Origin of the sequence: Oceanobacillus sp. FSL K6-0127, assembly GCF_037983385.1 — a bacterium.
GTDB classification, from domain to species: domain Bacteria; phylum Bacillota; class Bacilli; order Bacillales; family Amphibacillaceae; genus Oceanobacillus; species Oceanobacillus profundus.
The window spans coordinates 3,669,822-3,690,963 of the sequence record NZ_CP150287.1 but is presented as its reverse complement, the minus strand read 5'-3'; the positions used below and the strand labels follow the sequence as shown (position 1 = coordinate 3,690,963).

Genomic DNA, 21,142 nt, shown 5'->3' with positions numbered 1-21,142 from the left:
AACTATGAGAGAAGCAGTAATCGTCGCGGCAGTCAGAACTCCAGTTGGAAAACGGAACGGATCATTGAGTGGTATTCGAGCCGAAGAGTTAGCCGCAAAACCACTGGCAGAAGTAGTGAAGCGAGCAGGAATTTCACCGGGCTTGGTTGAGGATGTCATCATGGGCTGTGTTACCCAGGTGGGGGAACAGGCTTTTGATATTGCAAGACAAGCAGCTTTAATTGCTGGTTATCCAATCGAAGTACCAGGTACGACCATTGACAGACAGTGCGGTTCAAGTCAGCAGGCAGTTCATTTTGCAGCGCAAGCAATTATTAGCGGAGATATGGATGTAGTTGTTGCAGCAGGGATTGAAAATATGTCACGGGTACCGATGGGCTCCAATATGCAAGGGGTTAAACTGAGTAATGCATTAACAGGAAACTATGAAATTATTAATCAAGGTTTATCAGCAGGACGTATCGCGGAAAAATGGGGAATCACAAGACGAGAGATGGATGAATTTTCATTAAACAGTCATGAAAAAGCGGTGGCAGCTAGAAAGAAAGGTCATTTTGAAAAAGAGATCATGCCACTTGAGGTTACACATTCGGATGGAACAAAAACAATGTTAAAGGAAGATGAAGGTCCACGTGCTAACTCATCTATCGAGAAGCTAGCAAGTCTGGCTCCAGCTTTTAAAGAGGACGGAACGATAACGGCAGGGAATGCGAGCCAAATTAGTGATGGTGCAGCAGCAATCCTTTTAATGTCACGAGAGAAAGCGGAAGAGCTTGGGCTAAAGCCAAGATTCCGAGTTTTAGCAAGAACGGTAGTTGGTTCTGATCCGACATTGATGTTAACTGGACCAATACCTGCAACAGAGAAAGTATTAAAAAAAGCAGGACTGACGATTGAAGATATCGATGTTTTTGAAGTGAATGAGGCATTTGCTTCTGTTCCAATTGCCTGGCTGAAAGAAACTGGAGCAGACACTTCGAAGTTAAATCCAAATGGTGGTGCTATCGCACTCGGTCATCCGTTAGGTGCAAGCGGGGCAAGGTTGATGACGACGATGATACACGAGCTTGAGCGTACCGGAGGACGTTTCGGGTTACAGACGATGTGTGAAGGACATGGCATGGCAAATGCAACCATTATTGAAAGACTCGATTAAGCTTTGAAAGGGTGAGAGGTATGGTTTTACAAGCGATACGTGTACTTGATCTCACAAGACTGCTGCCAGGCCCATATTGTACATTAATGCTTGCTGATTTTGGTGCAGAGGTAATTAAAGTAGAGGATCCAGTGGCTGGAGATTATTTAAGAGACTTTGAACCAAAGCTTGATGCGGATAGCGCAGTCTTTCATTCTCTAAATCGCAATAAAAAAAGTATCTGTCTCGATTTAAAAACTGAAAAAGAACGAAGCCATTTTTTAAAGCTAGTAGAAACTGCGGATGTTGTTATGGAATCGTTTCGTCCAGGAGTAATGAAGAGGCTTGGACTTGACTATGAAACATTGAAACAAATAAATCCGAGACTGATTTATTGTGCTATTACTGGCTATGGACAGACCGGTCCATATAAAAACAAACCTGGACATGATATAAACTATCTTAGCTATGCGGGCTTATTACATGTGATGGGGGAAAAGGATCGCAAACCAGTTATCCCAGCTACACAAATTGCTGATATTGGTGGTGGAGCATATCCGGCAATTGCAGGGATTTTGCTAGCATTATTTGAACGGGAGAAAACAGGAAAAGGACAGCTTGTCGATGTATCGATGCTGGACGGGGTCGTATCTTGGATGCACATGCTATTGCCAAATGTTTTTGCTGAACGAGAAGTAACTCGGGGGGAAGAGCTTTTGAACGGAGGGTTTGCTTGTTACCAAGTATATGAAACGAAAGATAATCGGTTTCTATCGATGGGTGGCATTGAACAAAAGTTTTGGAAGGTTTTTTGCGAAGGAATCGAAAGACAGGATTTCATTGACTGTTTAGATGCTCCAAAGGAGAAACAAGAGCAGATGATACACGAAATCCAAACGAATATTGCCGGGAAAACCTTGGAGGAATGGTTGGATATCTTTTCTGAAAAGGAAGCATGTGTTACACCAGTGAAGATAATGGAAGAAACACTGGAAGATTCGCAGCTGCAGGCAAGAGAAATGATACAAACAATAGCTCACCCTGAATTAGGTAATATGAAGCAAATTGGCAACCCGATAAAATTGTCGGAAAGCCCTAAAGAAACTTTCTTGCCGGCACCAAAACGTGGTGAACACACGGAATTAATTCTTCGAGAAATAGGCGTATTAAATTAGTTATCTATATTTTAATTAATAGAGAAGGGGAAATGCCCAATGATGAACACGCAATTGACACTGCCTTTTATGATCAATCATACGGAAAAGTATTATGCGAAGAAAAAGGTTATTTCACGAACACTATCTGGAACCCATTCGTTTACGTATAAGAAAATCGTGAAAAGAATGCGATCGCTTGCTAGTGCGCTTGAATCTCTTGGGATAGAAAAGGGAGATCGAGTTGGAACGTTCGCTTGGAACCACCATCGTCATCTGGAAGCATATTTTGCTGTTCCAAGTATGGGAGCAGTTTTGCATACAATTAATATCCGGCTTTCAGAAGAGCATCTCATTTACATTATTAATCATGCAGCGGATAAGATTCTTTTAATTGACCCCGATTTACTGCCACTAATTGAAAGAATACAGGACAGGCTCCAAACAGTAGAGGCTTTTGTTGTAATGACAGATGAAGCATTTTTACCAGAGTCAAAGTTAACATCTTTATATTCATATGAAGCGCTCGTACAAGATGCTGATCCAACATATGAATTTCGGGAAGATTTAGATGAGAATGATCCAGCAGGATTGTGTTATACATCTGCCACAACTGGAAAGCCAAAGGGTGTGCTATATACGCACCGGGGAATCTACTTGCATAGTATGGCACTTGGAATGGCGAATACAGTTGGCTTGTCGGAAGCTGACATAGCTATGCCAGTTGTACCTATGTTTCATGTGAATGCTTGGGGGATACCTTTTGCAGCAGCTTGGCTTGGTGCAGATCAAGTGCTGCCCGGACCTTCGCCTACACCGCAAATATTAGCGTCTCTAATCGAAGAAAACCAAGTGTCAATAACGGCCGGAGTTCCTACAATTTGGCTCGGTTTATTAAAAGCACTTGAGCAGGGAAGCTACAACATGAAAAGCTTACGAGCTGTTTTATGTGGGGGATCGGCAGCGCCAAAAGGAATGATAAAGGCGTTTGAATCAACGTATGGTATTCCTTTTATCCATGCATATGGTATGACAGAAACGTCACCACTTGCAACGGTCTCCAGGTTGAAAAGTTATCAATCAGATTTATCGGAGGCAGATCGATTAGAATTCCGATCAAGACAAGGAATGATTGTTCCAGGTCTTGAGCTTAAGGTTGTAAATGAAAATGGTGAGGTTGCAGCAGATGGAGAGGAAATGGGGGAAATGTTGATTCGTGGCCCGTGGATAGCGGATCAATATTACAAGGATGAACGAACGGCGGATGCTTTTCGTGATGGTTGGTTACACACTGGAGATGTTGTCACGATAGATGAGGAAGGTGCGGTAAAAATCGTCGATCGTACAAAGGATCTTATTAAGAGTGGTGGCGAATGGATTTCGTCTGTTGATTTAGAGAATGCATTAATGGCACATGAAGCAATTTATGAAGCGGCTGTTGTTGCGATTCCAGATCCAAAATGGCAGGAACGACCGATAGCTTGTGTTGTACTTAAAGAAAACGCGAATGTCACAAAAGAGGAAATACTTGCGTTTTTAAAGACACAGTTTGCGAAATGGTGGTTACCGGATGAGGTTTTATTTTTAGAAGAAATTCCAAAGACGTCTGTCGGTAAATTCCTGAAAATGGCATTGCGTGATCAAGTCAAGAAACAATTAGCAATTTCCAATGAGTAATACATGATTATTTTATGGAAACAAAAAAGTAAAGGAGATTGAAGAAAATGGAATTAAACGAGTTAAAGCAGCAAATGACACTACCAGTCATTATGGCTCCAATGTTTTTAATTTCTAATCCAACCATGGTCATCGAAGCTTGTAACGCTGGAATCGTTGGTTCTTTTCCAGCCTTGAATGCCAGAACTACGGAAAAGCTGGATGCGTGGATGGGAGAAATAAAGTCGGAACTCACACAACTGAAAGAGCAAAATCCAGGCCGTAAAATTGCGCCATGGGCTATTAATTTTATTAGCCATAATTCTAATAAACGTTTTTTGGAAGACCTTCAACTAATTGAAAAGCACCAGCCACCAATTGTCATTACATCACTTGGAGATCCGAGTCCGGTAGTAAACATCGTTCACAATTATGGTGGGATCGTACTCTCCGATGTTATTAACATCAAATTCGCAAAAAAGGCGCTGGAAAAGGGAAGTGATGGTCTCATTCTAGTTTCCAGTGGTGCCGGAGGTCATGCTGGGATATTAAATCCAATTGCCTTCGTCCATGAAGTACGTAGCTTTTTTGACGGACCGCTCATACTTGCTGGGGCGATGTCTAAGGGCGAGGATATACTGGCAGCACAGGTTTTGGGAGTAGATTTTGCTTATTTTGGAACTCATTTTATTTCTGCAAAAGAGAGCGGGGCTAGTGAGGGTTACCAGAGTATGGCAATTGCATCAACAATCGATGATATTGTTTATACCCCTGCATTTAGTGGGATTCCAGCAAATTACTTGATTCCTAGTATTATAAATTCCGGTCTGGACCCGAAAAATCTACCTGAAAACAAAAAAATGGATTTTTCCGAGCTAGGGGATCCAAATATACGTGCATGGAAAGATATTTGGGGAGCTGGACAAGGTGTTGGTGGAATTGAGAAGGTACAGTCCATTGCAGAAATTACCGAAGAACTGAACAAGCAATATCAAGCCGCACAGGAAAAAGTAAGTCGGGAATATAATTCTATTGTTAAACAATAAGGGGGGCTCAACATGTCGGAAGTGGTACGAGTAAAAAAAGAAAACAAGATTGCTTATATTTCAATGAATCGACCAGATAAACGAAATGCGTTATCGATTGAAATGGCAGATGAGCTAGTAGCTGCTTTAGAGGAAGCAAATCAAGATGATGATGTGAAGGCAATAATTCTTTACGGAGAAGGGAAGGCGTTTTCCGCTGGTGGCGACCTCGAAACAATAAATAGCCTAAATAACTCAGTAGAAATTATGAAGTACATGAAGCGTGCTTTAGCAATCATCCAAACGATAAGGAAATTAGATAAATATGTTGTAAGTGCGGTTCATGGTTTTGCTGCTGGTGCTGGATTTAGTATTGCAGTTGCAGCAGACTTTGTTGTTGCACAAAAAGATGCAAAATTCGTATGCAGTTTTACGAATGTCGGGATTATTCCAGATCTTGGCCTCATCAAGGCATTAGCAGAAAAGCTACCGGCTAATCTTGCAAAGGAGTGGATTTCTTCGGCTCGTCCGATTTCAGCAATTGTTGCTCATGAAAAAGGCGTTATTAATCGCGTAATTGAAGGAAATTTATTAGAAGGTGCAACAGAGTTTGCTCAGTTTATTGTTGATGGTCCACCACTTGCCAATCAGTTTGTAAAACAATTGGTTAATCATTCACAGGAACTAACTTATGACACGAACGATATGCAAGAAACAGCTGTACAAACGCTACTCCTTCAGACAGAAGATAATGAAGAGGGAATTCGTGCTTTTTTTGAAAAAAGGAAACCTAGCTTCAAAGGTAAGTAGTTATCATGCATCACAAAGGGGAGGAGAAAATGCATCAGACATCTGAAGAGAAAGAGGAAATTAATCTGCTTAGTAAAAGCGCAGCAGAATTTTGCAGAAAGGAAATTGCTGATCACTATGCTACTTGGGAAAAGCAAGGAAATATTCCAAGAGATTTATGGAATAAGCTTGGAAATCAAGGGTTTCTTTTACCAGAGGTACCTGAAGAATACGGTGGGCTTGGAACGACATTTTTATATTCGACAACGATTATTGAAACGTTTAGTAGATTAGGATATAACTCGATTGCCGCTAATTTATCGGTCCATGATACAATCATTGCACAATATCTATTAAACTACGGCACAGAAAAACAAAAGAAACACTACCTTCCGAAAATGGCGACCGGAGAATTGATTGGTGCAATTGCTATGACCGAACCAGCAGCAGGAAGCGATTTGCAAGGGATTAAAACGATCGCTAAGTATGATAGAAAACAAGCAGCTTATCAATTAAATGGTTCTAAAACATTTATTACAAATGGACAGCATTGTGATTTTGTTGTCGTTGTTGCAAAAACAAATTTGGATGTAAAGCCATCTCGAGGAATAACGTTGTTCATCGTGGATGTTCCTGTAGCTGGTTTTGAACGAGGAACGAATCTGGATAAAATTGGTCTGCATTCCTGTGATACATCAGAATTATACTTTGAAGATGTTCTTGTAACGGAAGCTGCTATCTTGGGAGAAAAGGATCAAGGCTTTAAGATTTTAATGAGCGAGTTACCGAGGGAACGATTAATTGTTGCAAACAATGCTGTAGCTTCGATGGAAGGAATAATTGAGCAAACGGTTCAATACGTGAAAGAGCGTGAACTTTTTGGAACAACGCTCGCCTCCTTTCAAAATACTCAATTTGTTTTAGCAGAAGTGGCAACGAAGGCAAGGGTTCAACGCTCCTTTGCTAATGAATGTACAAATCTATTAATTAAGGGAGAATTAGATACAGTAACAGCAAGCATGGCTAAGTTAAGCTGTACCGAGGTTCAGGGAGAAGTGATGGATCATTGTCTACAGCTTTTTGGAGGATATGGGTATATGACAGAATATCCCATCGCCCGAGCATATGCAGATGCAAGGGTACAACGAATTTATGGCGGATCCTCGGAAGTAATGAAGTTAATTATTGGTAAAGATCTATTCTTATAAACGATTAAAGATGAAGGAGTTGTTACGATGTTATCACCACTTACACCACTAGATTGGAAAAGACGTGCAATCAAATACTATCCAGAAAAAGTTGCTGTTATTGATGGAGAAAAGGAATTTACGTATAAAGAATTTGGCAATCGGGTGGATAGGCTCTCCCAAGCTTTAATCGAAACTGGGATCGGGGAAGGAGATCATGTTGCAGTGATGCTCCCGAATACGCATTATATGCTTGAGTGCTTCTATGGGATTTGTCAGTTAGGTGCTGTTATGGTGCCATTAAACTACCGCCTCACTGCAAACGATTTAGCGTATATTATTAACCATAGTGATGCTAAAATGCTGATCGTTGATGAGGAATTTGCTAAACCAATTGAGGAAATTCAAGAGAAGCTATCGTTGGAAACGATTATTGTTGTTGCTGTTGATGATCAAAAGACTTCTTTAACTGGAATCGATTACGAGAATTATCTAAGTGGCGTACAAGCAGACCTTATGCTTCCTTCGGTGAATTTTGATGAGAATCAGCTTTTAACGCTTAATTACACAAGCGGAACGACTTCACATCCAAAAGGTGTGATGCTAACGCACAGGGGCAATTATATGAACGCGGCTAATTTTTTACATCATTTGCGTGTGGAGCATGATGATGTCTATCTACATACATTGCCAATGTTTCATGCAAATGGCTGGGGAGGCGTTTGGGCAATTACCGCAGCAGGTGCTACCCATGTATGTTTGCGAAAAGTAGACCCTCCACTTATTTTAGACCTGTTTGAAAAAAGAAAGATTTCATTGTTATGTGGAGCGCCGACAGTGATTAATATGCTAGTGAACGAACCAAAGGCAAAGGATGTAATGATAACGACCAGTCCACGGATGGCAACAGCTGGTTCACCACCTGCAGCGGCACTTATCCATAAAGCCCAGGAGATTCTCGGTTTAAATATGATTCATGTTTATGGTTTAACAGAGACATCTCCATTTATCCTCTACTGTGAGTGGAAAAAAGCGTTTGATGGCAAATCAATGGATGAACAAGCAACGATAAAAGCGAGGCAAGGAATTGAGCTTGCCTTTAATGGCGAAACAAAGGTTGTCCATCAGGATGGCGAGGAAGTACGCTGGAATGGGGAAGAATTAGGTGAAATCATTACAAAAGGAAATGTAGTTATGAAGGGCTATTATAAAGATGAGGAAAAAACGAATGCAGCAATTAAAGATGGCTGGTTCCACACGGGAGATCTTGCTGTAACCCACCCGGATGGATTTATAGAAATTCGTGACCGCGCCAAGGATTTGATTATCTCCGGTGGCGAAAATATATCTTCTACGGAGGTTGAAGGTATGTTGTACAAGCATTCAGATGTCCTTGAGGTGGCTGTGATTGCGATTCCAGATGAAAAATGGGGAGAGGTGCCGCTTGCCATCATCGTGCTTCAACCCGATGCGACGTTGACAGAAGATGAGGTAATTCGCTATTGTCGTGATAATATGGCACATTTTAAAGCACCAAAGGCTGTGAAATTTGTGGAAGCGTTACCCAAAACTGCAACGGGTAAATTACAAAAGTACCTGTTACGTGAAATGTTCTGGGAAGGAGAAAGGAAAGTTAACTAATAAGAAGTAGAACGAAGCTATGCTTAAGTGTGTTTTTAGAGAAGGAAGTGAATTGTTGTGTTAGAAGAATACGGAATCCAATTAGTTAAAATTGACCTTCCCTTTCGCCTAAACCATGTAAATTGTTTTCTGGCAGAGGGGGAAAATGGTTTTCAAGTAATTGATACAGGGCTGCATAATAAATCAACTGCAGAGCGATGGGAGAAAGAATTGGATGGTAAGACAGTAACAAATATTATCATTACACATTACCATCCAGATCATTTTGGTTATGCTGGAGGGTTGCAGAAAAAGACGGCTGCAAAAGTTTCGATGTCACGTATTGATGCTGAGGCAGGTCTGGTAGCATGGCAGGAACATTTTTTAAATGGTCTGCATGAAAACTATCAGCTGTCGGGAATTCCTGCAGATGTTGCAACTAAAATGAGCTCGAATACAAGGGAATTTGTACCGCTGGTAACACCATATCCAAATGTTTACCATTATTTTGAGGAAGGTGAATCGATTCCGATTGGAAAATATGAATATGAGGTGATTTTTACACCTGGACATTCAGATGGACTAGTAAGCTTTTATAACAAAGAAAAAAATATGCTGCTTTCAACCGATCATATTTTACCAAGCATCACACCGAACATTTCCTACTGGTTTCATGGTGACCCAAATCCTTTAGGAACGTATTTTACCTCATTAGCTAAAATAAGAAAATTGGATGCTGATTTAGTCGTACCATCACATGGAAACCCATTTAACGGTGCAAGCAAACGGATTGATGAAATTAGAGCACATCATGATGAACGATTAGGTGTACTTATAGGTATATTAAAAAATGGACGTACGATTTATGAGGCTACTGAAAAGCTTTTCAAAAGGCAGCTGACCATTCATGAAACAAGGTTTGCGGTTGGTGAAACACTCGCCCACTTGGAATATCTACGGTATAACGGGGAGTGTCAGCGGGAAATTAGAGATGGGAAGTATTGGTATACACTGTAAATTGGGTCCCAGATAAACGATTTAATTGTTTACCTGGGATTTATTTATGCCTACTAATAAACATATAGATTAACAATGTCCATTAAAAAAGCTAAGATAAGATAGATGGAGAATGGAATAGGAGGGGTTCGATATGATTACACATTTGCAGGATACCGTTACATTAAATAATGATGTGAAAATGCCAGGGTTTGGACTTGGAGTTTATAAGGTTGAAGATGGAGAAACGGTGGTCAATGCTGTTAAAGCGGCATTAAAGTATGGGTATCGCAGTATTGATACTGCATCTTTTTACGATAATGAGGTCGGGGTTGGGCAGGCAATCAGTGAGTCTGGTATCACTAGAGAAGAGCTTTTTATTACATCGAAGGTTTGGAATGATGAGCAAGGCTACGAGAGCACGTTGGAAGCCTATGAAAGAAGTTTACAGAAATTAGGGCTTGCGTATTTAGATCTTTATCTCATTCATTGGCCAGTAAAAGGAAAGTATAAGGAAACGTGGCGAGCTATGGAAAAATTATATAATGAGGGCAGGGTTCGTGCAATTGGTGTTAGCAATTTTCATGTACATCATTTACAGAACTTATTAAAGGATAGTCATGTTCAACCTGTCATTAATCAAGTGGAATTTCACCCGCATTTAAGCCAAGTGGAGCTGCGGGAATTTTGCGCAAATGAAAATATTAATTTTGAGGCATGGTCACCATTAAAACGTGGACAATTGTTTGATGATCCAACACTTATAGAAATTGCAAAAAAACATGGGAAAACAGCAGCGCAGATCATTTTGCGCTGGGATATTCAGCATGAAGTTATTACCATTCCTAAATCGATTACAGATGAAAGGATTAAAGCGAATGCGGACATATTTGATTTCTCACTCACTAAAGAGGATATGGAAAAGTTGGATGCGATGAATAACAATGATCGGGCAGGGACAAATCCAGATAGCTATGATCTTTAGAAATGCAACATGCTACATTTGAATTCTAACTATGAAACAGTGTACATAGAATGAATTAGGTCAGAAAAAGAGTAAAAAGCAATTGCCAATTTGACCAATTCAAACAGGAGGTGTACGTATGACCGGTCGCAAACTGATTTGGATCGTCACCGTACTATCACTTCTCATTATTTCTGTTTTAATCATTGTTTCAGCGTTAAATAGCACTGAAGATGCGGTGGATGATCAGTGGAACATTCACTCCCTTATGCATGAAAACCTTTTTCACTAAAAAAGAAAAATCTTACATCTATCATATCAATGATGCAAGGTTCAAATGAATCTGCATCATTTATGGAAGTAGGAAAGTAAAATAACTTTTCTACTTCCATAAGTGCAACTAGAGCATTCGCCTATAGCCGAATGCTCTGTTTTCTAATGTTTAGAGTTTAAATTTTTCTAGTAATAGCTTAGAATTTAATTGATGAAATTGCTAAGAGAGGTTATTTTATGAAACGACTGATAGCCGTAATGATATGTATACCAATGCTGTTATTGAGCGGATGTTTTAATGCAGTAGCTGTATCTGTAGTATCAGATATGTATGAAGCAGCTTTATTGGAAGATGATGAATTAGTAGAAACATATTTTTCCGAGGATTATCTAGCGAGGCACCCGCTAGAAGAGTTATCGGACGAGTTAGCGGAAGACGTTCACAATCGTGGTGGGATAAATTTACTAAATATGAAAGAGCTTCAAGAAAGAAATCTCCAGAAAGATATCTCCCAGGATCTGAATAATGTGTATGATGAGGACTGGCGTTTTATCGTGGTTCAAACAGGTGAGAACACCATTAAAACATGGGTAGTTTTAAGAGGTGAAACACAATATTACATTGTAGATGGTCAGGTGATGGATGTTAAGACGTATAATCGTGAAGTATTGAAATAGCTAGAAGCCATTATATAGGTTTAAGAAATAAGAAAGGTTCATCCTTTCTTGTTTTTATGCGATTCTATCAACAGTATAGAGATTGGCATGTATGTTCAATATTAGAAATTATAATAAGGTATATTATAATTTCTGATAATCCGAATTTACAGAATCTATTGACTTATAAAAAAGCAACTGTTTTAATAAAAGAAAATAATAGCTTAATCGTCAAGATGAGATTTCTGGTACGTACGACATGACATCACTACTAGTATACATGCAAAGGAGGATGTAGATGATTAATGCTGATTTACCAATTCCATTACACGCACAAATTAGTAATTTGCTGGAAAAGCAAATTCGAGTTGGAGCATATCAAGAAAAGATACCCAGTGAGCGAGAATTAATGGATATGTATGCTGTTAGCAGAACGACAGTCAGAGAAGCTGTTTCCAAATTAGTAAATGAAGGAAAACTTCAAAAGGTTCATGGAAAAGGTACATTTATTTCTAAACATCCCCCAATACAAGAGTGGTTAACCTCATTAAATAGCTTTACCGATACGGTAATAAGAACGGGAATGAATCCGAGCAGCAGGCTATTATATTCTGGAAAACTATTACAGCAAGATGGAGTGAAGATATTTGAATTCAACAAGGATGCTTATTTAATCGAGCGGTTGCGTTTTGCAGATAACATTCCAGTAGCAATTGAAAAGCACTTTTATCCATCCGAAATAGGAATAAAGCTTTCAGCATTTGACTTAAATACAGCAACAATTTACGATCTGTTAGAAAATGAACTATCTATCAATTTAAGTGAAGCAGAGCAATCAATTACAACCCATCAAGCTAATAAACAAGAAGCTGCACATTTAGAAATACCTGAATCCTCAACTGTACTTTGTACAGAAAGAGTTATTTATGATCAGTTTGGAAAAGCTGTTGAGTCTTACCAAGGCTTATATCGTCCGGATATGTATGTTTTCCGTATCAAAATAAAAAGAAAACTAACATAAATGTAAGCGTTATCAAATGAGAGGAGTTATTTGATGAAAAAAGTGAAATCCACTGTTATTATCCTCCTAGTTATTTTAGCCTTCTTAAGTTTTACGTTGATTGGAAATAATGTACTCAATCAAAATGCTATTGCTGGTCAATCTGAGGAAATAACACTGCGACTTGGTCAATCAAAAGCTGGTAGTCACCCAGTTTCAATCGGAATTAACAAATTTGCGGAACTAGTTGAGGAGAAGTCAAATGGAAAAATAACCGTGGATACATTTCACGATTCTCTGCTCGGAAGTGATAGAGAAGTAATCGAAAGTGCTCAGAGAGGAAGTCTGGAATTGGCCAGCTCCTCTACTCCAAATATGACTAGCTTCACAAATTATTTTACCGCTTGGGATCTTCCTTATATTTTTGAGAATAAAGAAGAAGTGTATAAAGCCGTAGATGGGAAGCCAGGAGAAATCATTCGAAAGGAAATGGAAAAGTCAGGATTCAAAGTTATATTCTTTCCTGACTATGGATTTCGTCAGGTTGTTAATAACGTAAGACCAGTTAAACTTCCAAAAGATATGGCCGGGCTTAAAATTAGAACAACAAATTCTAGAATTGAACAAGCTGATTTTAGTGAATTTGGTGCAAGTCCGACACCTGTAGCTTGGTCAGAGGTCTTTACTGCATTGCAGCAAGGTACAGTAGAAGGAGAAGGAAATAGCTATTCTTTGCTTTGGGATTCCAAACATCAAGAGGTGTTAAATTATGCTACTGAGGTGAATTATAATTACAGTTCGGACATCGTTGTTATGAATAAAGATAAATTTGATGCACTATCAAAGGAATATCAAGATATCATTATGGAGGCTGGCCTAGAGGCAACGGAATGGCAACGTGATCTTGCGAATGAAAGAGAAGACGAAGCAAAGCAGCAGTTTATTGATTATGGAATTGAAATCTATGAACCAACAGAAGAAGAAATGAAGATATGGAAGCAAACTGCAGAGCCAGTTTGGGATCAGTTTGTGAAAGAGGGAGTGGCAGAGCCTGAGTATGTCGACATCATTCTTGAAACACTTGGGAAGACAAGGGAAGACATCTTTAAATAATCTATTTCAGTTTTAAAAAATCCCTCAACTGGGTGGGAGGAGCTGAGAAAATATGGGGCGAGATTTATCCGCAATGGAAAATAGGCATCATAATTCACCACTAATGAAAAAAAACAGCGGATTACTAAAAACATTGAAATTTATGGATCAGCGATTTGAGGAAGTGCTAATTGTACTGGGCTTTCTGACGTTTATCATCTTAATTAATCTTCAAGTGATCAATCGATATATTTTACCATTTATTGAGTTTGCTAATATTACCACATGGACAGAAGAAGTTTCCCGCTACATTTTTATTTTTGTTTCATTTCTAGGTGCTAGTCTAGCTATTAAAAAGAGAGATTCAATCCAGGTTACTGCTTTAGTAGACAGGTTTCCTTCAGGATTACAAAAATCGATTCATATTGCCAACACAATTTTTATGCTTTACTTCAGCTACATGATTGTTAAATATGGATACACGTTAATTATGTTCCAGTTTGAAACAGGTCAGACTACACCAGCATTATCTCTGCCGATGGCAATCCCTTATAGCGCTGTACCACTTGGCTTCTTGCTTATGGCAATCCGCTTAATTCAAAATCTAATGCAGGATACAAAACATATGGATGTAAAGGATGGACTAATTGGAACAATCCTTGCATTTATAATGATCCTTCCTGTCTTGACCTTAGGTGAATCAAGCATATCCTTGTTGCTATTTGGCTATTTTATATTGTTTATTGTTCTTGGTATGCCGATTGCTTTTGCACTCGGTGTTAGTACATTAGCAACGGTATTAGCTACCAATGCAATTCCAATAGATTTTTTTCCGCAGACCGCATTTACAAGTATTGATAATTTCCCAATCATGGCTGTTCCGTTTTTTATTGCTGCTGGAATTATTATGGGTGGTGGAAACATCATCAGAAAGCTATTGAATTTATCAGATGAGTTACTTGGTTACTTGCCAGGTGGTCTTGCACTCGTAGCAATTGTGACAAGTATGTTTTTCTCAGCGATTAGTGGGTCGGGTCCTGCAACGGTTGCAGCTATTGGAACATTATTAATACCAGCTATGATCAAGCAAGGATACTCACCAGGGTTTGCAACTGCGGTCGTAGCTGCTGCAGGAACAATTGGAGTTATTATTCCCCCTAGTAATCCTCTGGTGATTTATGGAGTTGTTTCCCAACAGTCGATTTCACAATTGTTCATTGCAGGAATAATTCCTGGAATTCTGACAGGCATTGCCTTAATAGTGGTGACCTACTTTATTGCAAAAAAGAATGATTGGCGAGGAGATAAAACTGCTTTCAGTTTAAAAAATACATTGTCTGCTGCGTGGGATGCCAAACTAGCTTTACTCGTTCCCATATTTATTTTAGGCGGTATCTATGGTGGATTCATGACCCCTACGGAAGCGGCAGCAGTTGCAGCTGGCTATGGAATTATTATAGGAATGTTTATCTATAAGGATATGGATTTTAAAGGTTTATATAGAAATCTAGCAAAAGCAGGCATTACATCCTCGGTCATTATTTTACTAATTGTGATGGCAAGTATATTCGGGAGATTAATCACATTGGAAAGAGTTGCAGAAGTAGTAGCTAACTTTGTACTGGGTATTAGTGAAAATAAATGGGTCATTCTGCTGTTACTAAATGCTTTCTTATTACTCGTTGGTTTAATAATGGAGTCATTAGCGGCAATCGTTATTTTAACACCGATTTTGCTGCCAATGGCACTAGCAATTGGGGTAGACCCAGTTCATTTCGGTTTGATTATGATTTTCAATTTAGCAATTGGATTCATTACACCACCAGTAGGAGTGAATTTATTTGTTGCAGCTGGAGTAGCCAAATTGAAAATAGAGGAAGTGGTTAAAGGAATTGGAGTATTGTTAATTACGATGGTCGTTGTTCTGCTACTTGTCACCTATATACCAGATATCAGCTTATGGCTGGTTGAATATATGAGGTAATGGGTTTCGTTCATTTAATAATAGTGCTTTGAAGGGAGTGAGTAACTGCAAATACTGAAAAAATTATCAGATGGAAAATTACTGAAGGAGGTTTAATAATGGCTTCAACATATTTACCACGTCAAATTGAACTGGGATCAAATAGCTTAGAACACTTAGGGAAAATAGCAGTTGAAAATGGAGCAACGAAGTTATTTGTCGTAATGGATGCGTTTCTAGCTTCTGAAGGTCTAAATTATGATGTGAAAATCAAATCTATCGTACAAAAACAAAATCTTGCAGTTACGATTTTTTCTGATTACAGGGGAGAGCCTACAACTGATCACCTTCTTGCCGCATTGGATAGTCTGCTCAAATCTAATGCAGATTGTGTTGTCGCAATCGGGGGAGGAAGCGCTATAGACATTGCCAAAGCAGCTTCTGTGTTTGCGGTTAATCCAACTTTAGCGTGGGAGGATATAGCTGCTCAAAACCGGTTGAAAAGGCTTCCGCTGCTGGCTGTGCCTACTACAGCTGGTACAGGTTCTGAGGCGACAAAAGTAATGGTCGTAAAAAATATGAAGACAGAGATTAAAATGAATCCAGGACATAAAGACTTGGTACCAGATGTTGCTATTCTAGATCCGTTACTGACAAAAAGTCTACCAAGTCAATTCACAGCTTACACTGGTCTTGACGCACTGGCCCATGCAATGGAAGCATATGTATCAACGCTTGCCAGCGCAACAACAGATAATTATGCGCTAAACGCAATTCGTATGATTGGCAGGTCGTTACCTAAGGTTTATGAAAACGGAGCAAATGTGGAGGCTCGTGAAGAAATGCTGCTCGCAAGCTGTTATGCCGGAATTGCTTTCTCCAATGCATCTACAAATTTGGCACATGCAGCAGGGAGACCATTAGGTGCAAGGTTTAATATTCCACATGGATTAAGTGTCGCGCTGTTATTACCGTTTGTAGTCGAATTTGGCCTAGAAGCAGCAGCAGAGAAATATGCAGCTATTGCAGTAAATTTAGGAGAAGAAGATACTGGAGAAAGAGATCAATTAGCTAAACAGGCTCATAAGCTAATTAAATCATATAATGATAAATTTGCCATTTGGGAGGATGCGTTACGATATATTGACTTAGAGGAATTTAAAGATAGCATTCCGCTGCTTGTAGAAGATTCCTTTAGCGGTAATGGAATTGTGACTAATCCTAAAGTTCCAGAAGCTTGCGATGTGGAGCATATATTTCATTCCCTGCTAAAAAAATTAACGCAAATAGCACAAATCCAGACAGCTTAAATATTTACTTATTCTGGCTGGTAGTGACGTCCTAACAAGTGGGTTCAATATGTAATGGAATAAGTAACATGTATGGATTATGAAAGTGAAGGATTATTTATTCAGATATTAAAGCTTTTACAAGGCGATTATAAGTCATGGAAGAAATAATTAGAAAAATCTCCGAATGAATGGGGATTTTTTTAATTCTCCCTAAAGCCAGTCTGAAATATTAGGATTTTCATCGATTTCATGGGATAATATATACTTGTACAACAGATGCATAATAGATTGGAGACTAGAACATGAAATGTAAAATAAATCGTAATGCAGCAAAAATGCTAAAGGAAATGCTGGCAAAAGAAGAAGCAGAAGGCAAAATGATCCGAGTAAATATTTCTCATATGCACGGTGATCATGCACATTATGGTATTTCTTTAGATACACCAACAGAGCATGATGAAATTGTGAAAACAGATAAAGATGTTGATATATTGCTTGATACACGTGAGGAATTTTTAGATGGAATTTGGATTCAATACTTCTTTGTGAACAACGAAGGATTTGTGATTACCAACCCATCAAAAGGGCATAGCCATCATCATTAAAATTAGGAAAAGCTGTGACGGGAAGATTGGTCACAGCTTTTTTTTAGCAGATAAGAAAGTATAAACTTTCTTATCTTGCATAAGTGCAACTAAGAGATTCGCCTAAAGGCTTGGCAATGTTGAGTTTATTAAGGTTTTTTTAGGCGAATCCACCAGATTTATTTGAATGATTCTGATAATACCGATATAATTGAAAATAGGGAATACAACATGATTCTTCAGCATGTATTTGTAAATCATTACAATATAAGAGGAGGAATGGAGTATGAGGTATGCAAACCCAAATACAGAGGGTTCAATCGTCACATTCAAGGAGCGTTATGATAATTTTATTGGAGGGGAATACCGGCCACCGATGAATGGAAAGTATTTTGAAAACGTCAGTCCCGTAACGGGCAAGGTATTTTGTGAGATTGCTCGCTCTACAAAAGAAGACGTTCAGGCTGCAGTTGATGCGGCTAATGCAGCAAAAGACGCTTGGGGAAAGACTTCTGTTACAGAACGTTCAAATATATTAAATAAGATTGCCAATCGCATGGAAGAAAATTTAGAAAAGCTGGCAGTCGCTGAAACCTGGGATAATGGAAAAGCAGTCCGAGAGCCGTTAGCTGCAGACATACCGCTTGCTATTGATCATTTTCGATATTTTGCAGGTGTTATCCGAGCACAAGAAGGTGGGATCAGTCAGATTGACGATGATACAGTAGCATACCACTTTCATGAGCCACTTGGTGTCGTCGGACAAATTATTCCTTGGAACTTTCCATTGCTGATGGCAACATGGAAGCTAGCGCCGGCACTTGCTGCTGGGAACTGTGTCGTACTGAAGCCAGCTGAACAAACACCGGCTTCCATCCATGTGTTCATGGAGCTTATTCAAGATCTGTTACCACCAGGTGTTGTTAATATTGTAAATGGATTTGGTGTTGAAGCAGGAAAACCACTTGCTACGAACCCTGGTATTTCCAAAGTAGCATTTACAGGGGAAACAACTACCGGAAGATTGATTATGCAATATGCATCTGAAAATATTATCCCTGTTACACTGGAGCTTGGTGGCAAATCACCAAATATTTTCTTTGAGGATGTACTGGATGCAAATGATGGTTTCTTGGATAAAGCGGTGGAGGGCTTCGTTATGTTTGCACTCAACCAAGGTGAGGTTTGTACATGTCCGTCTCGTGCTCTGGTCCATGAATCGATCTATGATCAATTTATGGAACGTGTGATCGATCGCGTAAAACAAATTAAAATTGGTCATCCGCTAGATACGGAAACAATGATGGGGGCACAAGCTTCACACGAGCAATTGGAAAAAATCGCATCTTATCTGGATATCGGAAAACAGGAAGGTGCAGAGGTCCTGATTGGTGGCAATGTAAACAGGCTTGAAGGTGAGCTTGAAAATGGTTATTATGTCGAGCCAACGATTTTTAAAGGGAATAATAAAATGCGTATTTTTCAAGAGGAAATTTTTGGACCTGTTCTTTCCGTGACAACGTTTAAAGATAAAGAGGAAGCTATGGAAATCGCTAATGACACATTATATGGATTAGGTGCAGGTGTTTGGACACGTAATATTAACATAGCTTACCGATTTGGCCGTGAAATTCAGGCTGGCCGTGTATGGACAAACTGCTACCACCAATACCCAGCACATGCAGCATTTGGCGGCTATAAGAAATCAGGTATCGGACGGGAAAATCATTTAATGATGCTTGGCCATTATCAGCAAACGAAAAACTTATTAATAAGCTATAGTGAAGGTCCAGCAGGATTATTCTAAATAGGGTCTGATAAAGGGAGGCGTTTACATGGTCGAACGTGTAACGGCTACAGAGGACGCATTACGTCTGATTAATACCTTGATCAACATTCACGGATCTTTAATGTTTCATCAATCAGGAGGGTGCTGTGATGGCAGTTCACCAATGTGCTATCAACTCGGAGAATTTCGAACTGGAGAATCAGATGTTTTACTAGGAGAGATAGGCGATACACCTTTCTACATGTCAAAAGATCAATACGAATACTGGAAGCATACCCAGCTCATTATTGATGCAATCGATGGTAGAGGTGGAATGTTTTCATTAGAAGGTCCGGAAGGGAAACGATTTATTACGAGATCTCGTGTATTTACAGAAGATGAAATGCGTCAGTTAGCAAACAGTTAATAAGAACGGGAAGAAGCTGGGACATAACAAAAGTGATTAATGTTAAAGACGAACGATGCATAAGCTTAGCTTTGGAAATATACGTAGACTCCAGCCGTCTCTGGATGCGCGAAGTATATTTCCGGAGCGAGTTATTTGCACCAATCATGTTCGGTTTTTATTTCATAAAAATACTTTTGTCTCAGCTTCTTCTTGTATCAATAAACTCCAGAAATTACCTGCTCGCAAATGTATGGTCGTAGAACATGATTCACATTCATTTGGGCAATACATAAACTAGGAAAAACGACCAAAAGGATGTGTTAACTTGTCTATTCATAACTATTATGTGAGTGGTAATACTGCAGTGGGATTAGTGAATTACTTACAGACAAACATAGAACAATTAGAGACAATTATTTATTTAAAGCATCCCTCTGAAACGTATAAAACAAATATTTTAAAAAAGCTCATTGACATCTATAATTCAACGGATAAGCTAGAAGCTTTAAAAAGCCCTCTGGGCAGAAACTATTTAGATGGTATAATCATTCGAGAAAAATCTGTAGCAATCGTTACCGACCGCATTGCATTAAATGAGACAAAGGGGATAGAACTTGATTTAGAGCAAATAACTGGGAAGCATCAACCAACAGCTGAAAAGGGGGAACTACAAGATAAGGTGAATCATTTTACAGAGAAAGCTTATGAAAACTTTGCAACAGGTCTAAAAATTCATGATGATTTAGAAGCCATTTATATTAATGAAATGAATTTCGAACGAGCGGATAAGTTAGCCGAAACTTTTATTCAAGGTTTATTGTCTTCAGCCACAACCTTGAATAGAGATGCGCAGGTATACCACCGCTTATTTGGTACGAATACACCGAATGGAGTTGTTAATGAGGTCCCGCATTTAATCGAAAACCTTTCTAATGTTTATTATATTAAAGGAAGAGCAGGTACTGGAAAATCAACCTTTATGAAAAAAATTGCAAAAGCATGTGAAGAGCGTGGGTATGATGTGGAGTTGTATCATTGTAGCTTTGACCCCAAAAGCTTAGATATGGTTCTCGTCCTTGAGCTTGGATTTTGTATATTTGATAGCACGGATCCACATGAATTTTTTCCAGCTCGTGATGGTGAAAAGGTAGTGGATTTGTATGTGGAAGCTGTTACTCCAGGTACTGATGAAAGGTTTGCAACGAAAATTGATACGGTGAATCGTAATTACAAATCGTATATGAAAAAAGGGATTCAGGATTTAGTGGAGGCAGGTAAAGCTTTTGAAGAATTGGAACAACATTATATCATTACAGATCGAGTTATCGAAAAAGCGGTCGAGTCTATACAAGACATAATTAAATAGTAAATGAAAAACAATCCAGATATAATCAGCTCTGGGTTGTTTTTTGTTCAATGTAAATGGGATTTAGTCAGTTATAAAAAGAAGACGGGCAACTGATTTGACATTTTCGACCTCATGCAGTCTGCCTGATTTATCTTGTGAATAGATAACGAGACGCATTGTATTGGAACAGATATTAATGATTGCATAGTAACTTCTTATCCTGCTAGTGC

The 21,142-nt window shown here is 39.0% G+C and carries 19 protein-coding genes; all 19 read left to right on the top strand.

Annotated elements, in window-relative coordinates:
* Positions 1-4 precede the first annotated feature (4 nt).
* Positions 5-1,156: a thiolase family protein gene (locus MHH64_RS18150; RefSeq protein WP_095310883.1), complete on the top strand. Its 1,152-nt coding sequence runs from the start codon at positions 5-7 to the stop codon at positions 1,154-1,156.
* A gap of 20 nt (positions 1,157-1,176) precedes the next feature.
* The gene (locus MHH64_RS18145; RefSeq protein WP_118889856.1) at positions 1,177-2,310 is read left to right on the top strand and encodes a CoA transferase; all 1,134 of its coding nucleotides are present in this window, start codon (positions 1,177-1,179) and stop codon (positions 2,308-2,310) included.
* Between the two features lie 39 nt (positions 2,311-2,349).
* On the top strand, positions 2,350-3,966 hold the full coding sequence (locus MHH64_RS18140; protein ID WP_118889857.1) for a long-chain fatty acid--CoA ligase: 1,617 nt from the start codon (positions 2,350-2,352) through the stop codon (positions 3,964-3,966).
* Positions 3,967-4,013: 47 nt separating this feature from the next.
* Positions 4,014-4,991, top strand: coding sequence for a nitronate monooxygenase (locus tag MHH64_RS18135; protein WP_340002136.1), 978 nt, complete (start codon positions 4,014-4,016; stop codon positions 4,989-4,991).
* 12 nt (positions 4,992-5,003) lie between these two features.
* A complete protein-coding gene (locus tag MHH64_RS18130; protein ID WP_251659280.1) occupies positions 5,004-5,780 on the top strand; it encodes an enoyl-CoA hydratase/isomerase family protein in 777 nt (258 codons plus the stop codon).
* 29 nt (positions 5,781-5,809) lie between these two features.
* Complete coding sequence (locus MHH64_RS18125) at positions 5,810-6,967, top strand: acyl-CoA dehydrogenase family protein (RefSeq protein WP_303447570.1); 1,158 nt, start codon at positions 5,810-5,812, stop codon at positions 6,965-6,967.
* A 27-nt stretch (positions 6,968-6,994) separates the two neighbouring features.
* Complete coding sequence (locus MHH64_RS18120) at positions 6,995-8,587, top strand: long-chain-fatty-acid--CoA ligase (RefSeq protein WP_251659276.1); 1,593 nt, start codon at positions 6,995-6,997, stop codon at positions 8,585-8,587.
* A gap of 57 nt (positions 8,588-8,644) precedes the next feature.
* Positions 8,645-9,583 carry an MBL fold metallo-hydrolase gene (locus tag MHH64_RS18115; RefSeq protein WP_251659274.1) on the top strand — a complete coding sequence of 313 codons (939 nt, stop codon included), beginning with the start codon at positions 8,645-8,647 and terminating at the stop codon, positions 9,581-9,583.
* Positions 9,584-9,716: 133 nt separating this feature from the next.
* Positions 9,717-10,547: an aldo/keto reductase gene (locus MHH64_RS18110; RefSeq protein ID WP_340002135.1), complete on the top strand. Its 831-nt coding sequence runs from the start codon at positions 9,717-9,719 to the stop codon at positions 10,545-10,547.
* A 118-nt stretch (positions 10,548-10,665) separates the two neighbouring features.
* The gene (locus MHH64_RS18105; RefSeq protein WP_303447574.1) at positions 10,666-10,818 is read left to right on the top strand and encodes a hypothetical protein; all 153 of its coding nucleotides are present in this window, start codon (positions 10,666-10,668) and stop codon (positions 10,816-10,818) included.
* A 218-nt stretch (positions 10,819-11,036) separates the two neighbouring features.
* Positions 11,037-11,477, top strand: coding sequence for a hypothetical protein (locus MHH64_RS18100; protein ID WP_095310863.1), 441 nt, complete (start codon positions 11,037-11,039; stop codon positions 11,475-11,477).
* A 277-nt stretch (positions 11,478-11,754) separates the two neighbouring features.
* A complete protein-coding gene (locus MHH64_RS18095; RefSeq protein ID WP_340002134.1) occupies positions 11,755-12,477 on the top strand; it encodes a GntR family transcriptional regulator in 723 nt (240 codons plus the stop codon).
* A 33-nt stretch (positions 12,478-12,510) separates the two neighbouring features.
* Positions 12,511-13,569, top strand: a complete 1,059-nt coding sequence (locus MHH64_RS18090) for a TRAP transporter substrate-binding protein (RefSeq protein ID WP_095310859.1) — start codon at positions 12,511-12,513, stop codon at positions 13,567-13,569.
* 52 nt (positions 13,570-13,621) lie between these two features.
* Positions 13,622-15,532, top strand: coding sequence for a TRAP transporter large permease subunit (locus MHH64_RS18085; RefSeq protein WP_339316401.1), 1,911 nt, complete (start codon positions 13,622-13,624; stop codon positions 15,530-15,532).
* Between the two features lie 98 nt (positions 15,533-15,630).
* Positions 15,631-16,821: an iron-containing alcohol dehydrogenase gene (locus MHH64_RS18080; protein ID WP_095310854.1), complete on the top strand. Its 1,191-nt coding sequence runs from the start codon at positions 15,631-15,633 to the stop codon at positions 16,819-16,821.
* 284 nt (positions 16,822-17,105) lie between these two features.
* Positions 17,106-17,408 (top strand): heme biosynthesis protein HemY, encoded by a 303-nt coding sequence (locus MHH64_RS18075; RefSeq protein WP_095310851.1) that lies wholly within the window; start codon positions 17,106-17,108, stop codon positions 17,406-17,408.
* Between the two features lie 265 nt (positions 17,409-17,673).
* A complete protein-coding gene (gene adh / locus MHH64_RS18070) occupies positions 17,674-19,194 on the top strand; it encodes an aldehyde dehydrogenase (protein ID WP_251659264.1) in 1,521 nt (506 codons plus the stop codon).
* A 28-nt stretch (positions 19,195-19,222) separates the two neighbouring features.
* The gene (locus tag MHH64_RS18065; protein WP_095310846.1) at positions 19,223-19,582 is read left to right on the top strand and encodes a DUF779 domain-containing protein; all 360 of its coding nucleotides are present in this window, start codon (positions 19,223-19,225) and stop codon (positions 19,580-19,582) included.
* Positions 19,583-19,889: 307 nt separating this feature from the next.
* Positions 19,890-20,930 (top strand): hypothetical protein, encoded by a 1,041-nt coding sequence (locus tag MHH64_RS18060; RefSeq protein WP_340002133.1) that lies wholly within the window; start codon positions 19,890-19,892, stop codon positions 20,928-20,930.
* Positions 20,931-21,142 lie beyond the last annotated feature (212 nt).